Origin of the sequence: Sphingobium anseongense (genome assembly GCF_037725245.1) — a bacterium.
In the GTDB taxonomy this organism is placed as follows: Bacteria; Pseudomonadota; Alphaproteobacteria; order Sphingomonadales; family Sphingomonadaceae; genus Sphingobium.
Genome location: NZ_JBBJUL010000001.1, coordinates 505,342 through 513,613 on the forward strand (window position 1 = coordinate 505,342; position 8,272 = coordinate 513,613).

General features: G+C 64.1%; 10 protein-coding genes. 5 read left to right on the forward strand and 5 right to left on the reverse strand.

All coding sequences use genetic code 11. The features are described from left to right. Window positions 1–30 precede the first annotated feature (30 nt). The 5 genes from WG908_RS02460 to WG908_RS02480 all read left to right on the forward strand — a co-directional run bounded on the left by WG908_RS02460 (window position 31) and on the right by WG908_RS02480 (window position 3,408). A complete protein-coding gene (locus WG908_RS02460; protein WP_340184944.1) occupies window positions 31–387 on the forward strand; it encodes a hypothetical protein in 357 nt (118 codons plus the stop codon). Next, complete coding sequence (locus WG908_RS02465; RefSeq protein ID WP_340184945.1) at window positions 384–626, forward strand: hypothetical protein; 243 nt, start codon at window positions 384–386, stop codon at window positions 624–626. Before WG908_RS02460 ends, WG908_RS02465 begins: the two co-directional genes overlap by 4 nt. Before the next feature lie 62 nt (window positions 627–688). After that, complete coding sequence (locus tag WG908_RS02470) at window positions 689–1,624, forward strand: DUF808 domain-containing protein (RefSeq protein WP_340184946.1); 936 nt, start codon at window positions 689–691, stop codon at window positions 1,622–1,624. A 3-nt stretch (window positions 1,625–1,627) separates the two neighbouring features. Next, window positions 1,628–3,001: an MATE family efflux transporter gene (locus tag WG908_RS02475; protein ID WP_340184947.1), complete on the forward strand. Its 1,374-nt coding sequence runs from the start codon at window positions 1,628–1,630 to the stop codon at window positions 2,999–3,001. Window positions 3,002–3,087: 86 nt separating this feature from the next. After that, on the forward strand, window positions 3,088–3,408 hold the full coding sequence (locus WG908_RS02480; protein WP_340184948.1) for a hypothetical protein: 321 nt from the start codon (window positions 3,088–3,090) through the stop codon (window positions 3,406–3,408). 15 nt (window positions 3,409–3,423) lie between these two features. Here WG908_RS02480 and WG908_RS02485 read toward each other — a convergent pair whose 3' ends face one another. From WG908_RS02485 to WG908_RS02505, 5 genes are all read right to left on the reverse strand, one after another. Further along, window positions 3,424–4,194 carry an ABC transporter permease gene (locus tag WG908_RS02485; protein ID WP_340184949.1) on the reverse strand — a complete coding sequence of 257 codons (771 nt, stop codon included), beginning with the start codon at window positions 4,192–4,194 and terminating at the stop codon, window positions 3,424–3,426. Then, window positions 4,191–5,123, reverse strand: coding sequence for an ABC transporter ATP-binding protein (locus tag WG908_RS02490; RefSeq protein WP_340184950.1), 933 nt, complete (start codon window positions 5,121–5,123; stop codon window positions 4,191–4,193). Before WG908_RS02490 ends, WG908_RS02485 begins: the two co-directional genes overlap by 4 nt. Before the next feature lie 69 nt (window positions 5,124–5,192). Continuing rightward, on the reverse strand, window positions 5,193–5,822 hold the full coding sequence (locus WG908_RS02495; protein ID WP_340184951.1) for a class I SAM-dependent methyltransferase: 630 nt from the start codon (window positions 5,820–5,822) through the stop codon (window positions 5,193–5,195). 289 nt (window positions 5,823–6,111) lie between these two features. Continuing rightward, a complete protein-coding gene (locus tag WG908_RS02500) occupies window positions 6,112–7,857 on the reverse strand; it encodes a CocE/NonD family hydrolase (RefSeq protein WP_340184952.1) in 1,746 nt (581 codons plus the stop codon). A 205-nt stretch (window positions 7,858–8,062) separates the two neighbouring features. Continuing rightward, window positions 8,063–8,272: muconolactone Delta-isomerase (locus WG908_RS02505; protein WP_340184953.1), on the reverse strand; the 210-nt coding region annotated here is incomplete at its 5' end.

Below are 8,272 nucleotides of genomic sequence, written 5' to 3' on the forward strand. Positions count from 1 at the left end.
ACGAGCGCGACGGCGCGGCGTTCTCCCCGCATGACCTCGCCCCCGACGGACACCAGCGTGATCGAACGGCTCGCCCGGCATCTTGCCGCGGGCGACCCCGCCGGCTGGCCTGCGTTCATCGAAGACGCCGCCAGCATCGTCGCCCTGCTCAAGGAGCCGGACGCGGCGATGCGCAACGCCGGTAACGATGCCATGTGGCGGCGGATGATCGACGCCGCGCTCACCGAACGCTGGTCGCTCGACGAAGCGATCGGGCGCGCGGCCATGTCCCCGGCCCCTGCCGGCACCGACGAGGAAGGCGACATCGCACTCCATGCCGACGATTCCGGCACGCGCGACCGGGCGGGCTGGGTCCATATCAATCCGAACACAGAAAGCAGGACATGATGGGTTTGCTCAAATTCGCCTTCGTTGGCGGCATCGCCGCCTATGGCTGGAAAAGCTTGCGGCAGTGGCAGGTCAGGCAGGCCGCCGACGACCGCGGGCCGGTCGGCTCGTCGGGCATCGTGCGCGACGCCGGGCCTGACGAACAGGAAGGCATCGACGCGAAGGACTGGGACCTGGTCGACGAACAGATCGACGAATCCTTCCCCGCCAGCGATCCGCCGGGTCGGGGCGTCAACTGACGTTGCGCCTGCGCGGCACGACCGATAGAGAGCCGCAATCTGAATTCGGGGGTTGAAACGATATGCCGTCAGGTCTGATCGCGCTGCTGGACGATGTCGCCGGCATCGCCAAGATCGCCGCGACCTCCATCGATGACGTTGCGGCCGCCGCCGGCAAGGCGGGCACGAAGGCGGCCGGCGTGGTGATCGACGATGCCGCCGTCACCCCGCGCTATGTGGTCGGCCTCACGCCCGACCGCGAACTGCCGATCATCTACAAGATCGCCAAGGGGTCGCTTCGCAACAAGCTGGTGTTCCTGCTCCCGGCCGCCATGCTGCTCAGCGCCTTCGCGCCCTGGCTGCTGCCGCCGCTGCTGATGGTGGGCGGCGCGTTTTTATGCTTTGAGGCGGCCGAAAAGCTTTTGGAAGCGATCCAGGGCGGGCATGACGTGGCCCAGGACGCCATCGCCACGCTGTCCTCGCAGGACATGGAGGATCAAAAGGTCGCCGGCGCGATCCGTACCGACTTCATCCTGTCGGGCGAGATCATGGCGATCGCGCTCGGCACCGTCGCGACCCAATCATTGTGGGAACAGGCGGTCATTCTGCTGGTGGTGGCGGTTCTCATCACGGTGGGCGTCTATGGCGTGGTCGGCCTGATCGTGAAGATGGACGATATCGGCCTGCACATGGCGCAGCGCGGGTCGGCGCTGGCGCGCGGCGTCGGGCGCGGCCTCGTCCACGCCATGCCGGTCCTGATGCAGATATTGAGCGTGGTCGGCACCGCGGCGATGCTGTGGGTCGGCGGCGGCCTCATCGTCCACGGGCTGCACGAATTCCATGTCGATGCCATTCCCGACACCATCCACCATGCGGCGCAGGGTGCGGCGAGCGCGCTGCCCGCGATCGGCCCGGTGGTCGATTGGGTCGTCAACGCGATCGGCGCCGGTATCGTCGGCCTGGTCGTTGGCGGCATCATCGTCGCCGTCCTGCACATCATGCCTCGCAAAGCCCATTGAGGCATGACATCGCCCTGGCGCCTGGAGGCGCGAGCGCTGGTCGCGCTCGCGCTGCCGATGATCGCGGGCAATATCGCCTGGGCCGGCATCGCCGCGACCGACCTGCTGCTGCTGGGGCGCATCGGGTCTGACGCCGTCGCCGCCGGGGCGCTGGCGATCAACCTGTTCAATGCCCTGCTGATCTTCGGCATGGGCCTCGTCACCGCCGCATCGCCGTTGATCGCGGCCGCGCGCGGACGGCGGTTCCATGCGGTGCGCGACATTCGCCGCACGGTGCGCCAGACGCTGTGGGCAGCGGCGATGCTCGTGCTGCCCGCCTGGGCGCTGCTATGGCACAGCGAAGCCATCCTGATCGCGATGGGGCAGGACGGGGATCTGGCGCGCCAGGCCGGCCTGCTGATGCGCGGCCTGCAATGGGCGCTGCTCCCCTTCCTTGGCTTCACCACGCTGCGCAATTTCATCGCCGCGCTCGAACGGCCGGCCTGGAGCGTCGTCCTGATGGCGCTGGCGATCCCGTTCAACATCATCGTTGGATGGGCGCTGATCTTCGGCCATCTGGGGCTGCCCGCGCTGGGGCTGCTGGGCGCGGGCATCGCCGGCACCCTGTCCTCGACCTTCCTGTTCGCCGGCCTCGTCCTGGTCGTGCTGATGGACCGGCGCTTTTCCCGCTATCATCTGTTCGGCCGCTTCTGGCGTGCCGATGGCGGACGGCTGCGGGCGGTATGGGCGATCGGCCTTCCGATTGCGATCACGCTGGGCTTCGAAACCACCATATTCAACGCCTCTGCCTTCCTGATGGGGCTGATCGACCGCGAATCGCTGGCCGCCCACGCTGTCGCCATCCAGATCGCGGCGATCGTCTTCATGGTGCCGATGGGCATCGGCCAGGCGGCGACGGTGCGCGTCGGCATCGCCTATGGCCGGGGCGATCGCGCCGCCATCGGCCGCGCCGGATGGCTGGCGCTGATGCTGGGCACCGGCTTCGCGCTCGCCACCGCCGCGCTGCTGGTGACGATGCCGCGCCTGCTGGTCGGCGCCTTCCTCGACCTGCACGATCCCGCCAATCGCGTGACCATCGGTCTGGCGGTCGGCTTCCTCGGCATCGCCGCCCTGTTCCAGATCGTCGACGCCGCGCAGGCGGTCGGCGCGGGGATATTGCGCGGATTGCACGACACCACCGTGCCGATGATCTTCGCGATGCTGGGCTATTGGGGCATCGGCATCGGCGTCGGCACGCTGCTGGCCTTTCCGCTGCACATGCGCGGCTTTGGCATCTGGATCGGCCTCGCCACCGGCCTGGGCGTCGTCGCGCTGCTACTGGTCGTGCGCTGGACGCTGCGTGATCGCCTGGGATTGATGGCGCGGCCGCCACGGTAACGGCCCGTCGCCAAACCGGCGCGATCCATGGTGCATTGCACAAAAAGACCTTTTGCCACGGCCGTCAATTTGCTATGGATCGGGCCATGCAAGCTCCTACGACCATCCTTGAATCGATCGCGCTGCAAAAGTGCCTCGTCGCGACATATAATAAAATGACGGTCACGCTGGCCCCCCATATCCTCTACACGCGCCATGATGAAATGTTCATCGACGCGGTGACGATTGCGCGGGACGGCGCGGCGCCGCGCGAATTGAAACTGGGCACGTTCAAGCTGGCGGGGCTTGGCGACCTGCGCGTTCTCGACGAACATTTCGAATATATGGGCGGCCTCTATGACGCCGACGACCGCAAATATAAGGGCGTCACCCTGTTCGCCGTCCAGCCCGAAAATGAAAACGCCTGAACCGCCCGTCGCGGCCTATTTTTTCAGGCGGTAGCCGGTCCTGAACATCCAGCCGATCACCGCGCTGCACAGCGCCAGCATCCCCAGCACGAACAACAGGCTGTAGTGGATGGCGACGTCGCCCTGGCCGAAAAAGGTCCAGCGAAAGCCCGAAATCAGATAGACCACCGGATTGAACAGGGTGATCGTCCGCCACGGTTCGGGCAGCATGGCGATCGAATAAAAGGCCCCGCCCAGGAATGTCATCGGCATGATGACCAGCAGCGGGATGATCTGCAACTGTTCGAAACTTTGCGCCCATATGCCCAGGATGAAGCCGAACAGGCAGAAGCTGACGGCGATCACCGCCATGAACCCCAGCATCGCCAACGGATGCGCGACCGGCACGTCGACAAACAGATGCGCGGTGGCAAAGATCGTGAACCCCACCGACATCGACTTGGTCGCCGCCGCGCCGACATAGGCGATCACGGTTTCCAGCGCCGACACCGGCGCCGATTGCAGTTCATATATGGTGCCGGTGAATTTGGGCATGTAGATGCCGAAACTGGCGTTGAAGATGCTTTCGGTGAACATCGACAGCATGATCAGCCCCGGCACGATGAACGCGGCATAGGGGATGCCGTCGACCTGTGTCATCCGCGATCCGATCGCCGACCCGAAAACGATGAAATAGAGCGACGTGGTCAGCACCGGCACCGCAAGCCCGGTCATCAGCGTGCGGCGAAAGCGCGCCAGTTCGAACAGGTAGATCGCCTTGATCGCATGCCAGTTGAACCCGGTCATGCCGCTTCCTCCCGATGCACCAGGCTCACGAAAATATCCTCCAGCGAACTTTGCCGGGTATCGAGATCCTTGTAGCCGATGCCCAGGTCGCCCAGTTGCCGCAGCACGGTGGAAATGCCGGTGCGCTCGGCATGGGTGTCGAAACTATATTCCAGCCTCCACCCCTCCCCCGCCAGCACGATCCCGCGCCCGGCCAGCGCGGGCGGCAGAACCGCCAACGGCTCGCTCAGATGAATGGTCAGCGTCTTCCTGCCGAGCTTCTTCATCAGCGTCGCCTTATCCTCGACCAGCAGCAGTTCGCCACGGGTGATCACCCCCACCCGGTCGGCCATTTCCTCGGCCTCCTCGATATAATGGGTGGTCAGGATGATGGTGACGCCGGTATCGCGCAACTGCCGCACCAGCCCCCACATGTCGCGGCGAAGCTCGACATCGACGCCCGCGGTCGGCTCGTCCAGGAACAACACGCGCGGCTCGTGGCTCAGCGCCTTGGCGATCATCACCCGCCGCTTCATGCCGCCCGACAATTCCAGTATCCGGGCGTCGCGCTTGTCCCATAGCGACAGGTCGCGCAGGATCTTCTCGACCAGCGCGTCGTCGCGCCGCTTGCCGAACAGGCCGCGGCTGAAACGGACGGTGTCGATGACCTTCTCGAACGAATCGGTCGCCAGTTCCTGCGGCACCAGCCCGATGGCGGTGCGCGACCCGCGATAGCCGGTGACGATATCGTGCCCGGCGACGCTCACCGTGCCGCCGCTCGGGTTCACATTGCCGCATATGATCGAGATCAGCGTCGTCTTGCCCGCGCCATTGGGGCCGAGCAGCGCGAATATCTCACCCTCCTCGATCGTCAGGTCGATGCCCTTCAATGCGGCAAAGCCCGACGCATAGACCTTGGTGAGGGCGGAAATGGTGATGATCGATGCCATGGATGGCGACGCCCCCGCAAATGCCGTGGCCGTGAAGATAGGGCGGTAACGGTGCGATGCAACCTGTAGCTATTCGTCCCTGCGGGAAAAGCGGAACACGGTGGCGGGCGGAAAATTGCGGACCGTCTGGCCGATCCGGGTCACGTCCAGCTCCAGCGCGTCGAGCACGTCGCGGCTGACCGGCGGGCGCATCGAATAGGTGAACTGGATGACGCCGCCGCCCGGTCGCAACATGCGGAATGCTTCGGACAGGATATCGACATGCAATTGCCGGTCCATCGCCAGCAGCGGCAGGCCGCTGATGATCGCCTGATACTCGCCAGGCTGGCCGGCGGCGGCGGTCGATACGATCTGCGCGGGCGTTTCCAGGATCGAAACGCCGGGGAAATGCCGGCGCAATCCCCGCGCGAACGCCGGGTTGATCTCGACCACTTCCAGCCGGTCGGGATCAAGCCCCGTTTCCAATATGGCGCGGGTGAACACGCCTGTACCCCCGCCCAGTTCCATGACCCGGCCGTCGGCGGGGTCGATGTCGCGCACCATCAGTCGGGCAAGATAGCGGCTGGACGGCACGACCGACGCGGTCTGGCGCGGCTTGCTGACCCAGGCAGCCAGAAAATCGAGATATTCGGTCGCTTTCGCCCGCACCTCGCTGTGCGGCAAGGCAATGGCGCGGGCGCGCTTGGGCTTTTGCTGCATGGGCGAAATGCGACCGCTCCGTATTGGTTCACACCCCCCTTAGCGGGCGCGGGGCTGTCCGTCGATTGACTTTAGGATGTCCTGTCGATGCTGTCCTACAACCGGGCGCTGTGCCATAGTCCGGCCGATCAACGCACGTCGGGTTTGACAGGACCCCGGTCAACAGGTCGATGAGGGGCAACATTGCGCTTTCGCGGCCCCGCACCCTCGCCCGCACCGGCTTTTCTCGGCTCGATTGTTAGGATTCCTTCGACGTCGACTTCTGTCTCGCACCCCGTCGACAGCCTCTTCACGGATTTCCCGGAGAGCCGGGCACCACGGGAAGCTCGATGAACGATGGGAATTCGGGATCGTGGAAAATGCTCTGTTGTGCGATCTGCATCGCGGGGCTGTCTTGGTCGCCGGTATTGAGGTTGCGATCCCAGCGCGGGAAGCAGCTGCTCGTCACCTGCACGCGAATACAGTGTCCTGCTAAGAAGACGTTGCTGGTCGACCAAAGATCAATTTCGTAGCGGCCCTTAGCATCGGCACCGGTCGCTACGCGAAGAATGCCGTCGCACAGGTTGATCGAACGCCCGTCGGGATGAACGTCGCCTAGTCGCGCAACCCAGTCGGTCGACGGCGCGGAGCTGCTCGCATGCAGCACGACACGAATCCGACCTGTAACTTCGACATCCTCCTCCAATGGTACGGAGGTGAACACCAACACGTCGTCCCGGGCTTCAATCGGGGCTTGTGCGATCGGTCCGGCCGGGTAACCCGGCGACATGACGATCGGACCGCCGTGCGTCGGGACGGGATCTGCTGGATCGTAAACGAAGGTGGAGGCGGGCGAGTTTTCCGCCGGTCGGTCCTTGGTCAGGGTGCCGTCGCTATTCAGAAAATGGCGCTCAGTGCGTGCGCGCTCCAGCGGCCAGGCAGGCTCGTCGCGCCAAACGTTGCGACCCATCACGAAAATCCGCACGGACGTCTCCGGCAGCGCGATGTGGGTATCGTGCGCCAGATGGCGGCGAAACCACGCGAGCAGGAAATCGTTGGTGTCGCCATGCGGGTGCACTGGAGCGCCGAGCCTGGAAGACATTGCGCCGAAACACAGGTCGCCGACGGGATCGCGCAAAACGAAATGCGTCCACGGGCCAATCACCGCGCGCGCGTCCTTGCCGGCCATCTTCATGGCGACGTAATTATCCAGCGTCCCCTGCAGAAAGACATCGTACCAGCCGCCGCCGTGAAAGCTCGGCACCTCGATGCGGTCATGCTGCCCGGAAACTCGGCACCAGGCGATGGTTTCGGGGTGGTCAATTGCGCGGATCGCACCAAGACCGGGAAGCTCGTATTTTGCAAGAGTCGGGCTTCGCCGAATGGGCAGATCCCAATAAGCCCCGCTCTTGAGACCGTCGAGATCGGCAAGCAACTCGCCGACGAGCGGCATTTTCGCCTCAGGCGCGATTGTCGGGTGCTTGAGGAGAAATTCGAACCCCATCTGCATGGTCCATGGCACTTCAAGGCCCCATTCGACCGCTCCGCCTCGACCGTAGAGACCGTTCATCGGGTCGCACCATGTAACCATGGGCGCGATGGCGCCTAGCGACGGCGGTTGTGCTGCAGCGGCCATCCATTGCGCGTTCCCGAAATAGCTGGCGCCGAACATGCCCACACGGCCATTGGATCGAGGAAGGCGGCCGGCCCATTCGACAGAGTCGTAGCCATCCTCATATTCGTGGCGAAACGGCATCCATTCTCCCTCGGATTGCCCTCTTCCCCGTGTGTCCTGATTGACGACGATGAACCCTTTTTGCGCCGCATGAACGGGTTCCAGAAAATTCAGATGGTCAGCGGTTGCCCGGCCATAAGGAGTGCGCGAAAGGAGGACCGGCCAAGGACCCGGACCTTCGGGCGTGTATACGTCAGCCCGCAAGACGACGCCGTCTCGCATCGGCACCGCAACGTTGCTCTCGACGACCACCCGGCTTGATCCAACTGCATCGATCGGCGCCTGGCTGGTCTGCTGTCCCTCTCCCTGGGTCTGTTCCATTTCTCTCTCCTTCGATCGCTCATACGTTTGTTTTCAAGGGTGCTCTCGATCCACGGCGGCCTGACCCTTTGCAAAATCAGTCATCCATGGACACTCTCGACGAGCATATAGTTCGAAATTGCTGGACACTTCTCAGTAACACCGAACAAATGCGGACGATGCGGTGCTGCGTACAAATCGCCAAAGCGCTTAGCCTCGCGAACAATTACACATCGGCGGCAGAGTCCACCGCCGCCTGATGGCGAGCGAGCGGGACGACGCGGACGCTCATGTGCGGAAAAAGCGGCAAGGACGAAATGATCGCGTGCAAGCGGTCGTTATCGGCAACATTCAATATGCCCATGCTGGCAAACTGCCCTGCCACCCGCCACAGATGCTCCATCTCACCGCTTCGCTGCAAGGACTGCACAACACG

What these genes read in the sequence shown, in the direction of transcription:
- WG908_RS02460 (WP_340184944.1), top strand. Translation starts at nt 31, where the DNA reads ATGACCTCGCCCCCGACGGACACCAGCGTGATCGAACGGCTCGCCCGG.
- WG908_RS02465 (WP_340184945.1), top strand. Translation starts at nt 384, where the DNA reads ATGATGGGTTTGCTCAAATTCGCCTTCGTTGGCGGCATCGCCGCCTAT.
- WG908_RS02470 (WP_340184946.1), top strand. Translation starts at nt 689, where the DNA reads ATGCCGTCAGGTCTGATCGCGCTGCTGGACGATGTCGCCGGCATCGCC.
- WG908_RS02475 (WP_340184947.1), top strand. Translation starts at nt 1,628, where the DNA reads ATGACATCGCCCTGGCGCCTGGAGGCGCGAGCGCTGGTCGCGCTCGCG.
- WG908_RS02480 (WP_340184948.1), top strand. Translation starts at nt 3,088, where the DNA reads ATGCAAGCTCCTACGACCATCCTTGAATCGATCGCGCTGCAAAAGTGC.
- WG908_RS02485 (WP_340184949.1), bottom strand. Translation starts at nt 4,194, where the DNA reads ATGACCGGGTTCAACTGGCATGCGATCAAGGCGATCTACCTGTTCGAA.
- WG908_RS02490 (WP_340184950.1), bottom strand. Translation starts at nt 5,123, where the DNA reads ATGGCATCGATCATCACCATTTCCGCCCTCACCAAGGTCTATGCGTCG.
- WG908_RS02495 (WP_340184951.1), bottom strand. Translation starts at nt 5,822, where the DNA reads ATGCAGCAAAAGCCCAAGCGCGCCCGCGCCATTGCCTTGCCGCACAGC.
- WG908_RS02500 (WP_340184952.1), bottom strand. Translation starts at nt 7,857, where the DNA reads ATGGAACAGACCCAGGGAGAGGGACAGCAGACCAGCCAGGCGCCGATC.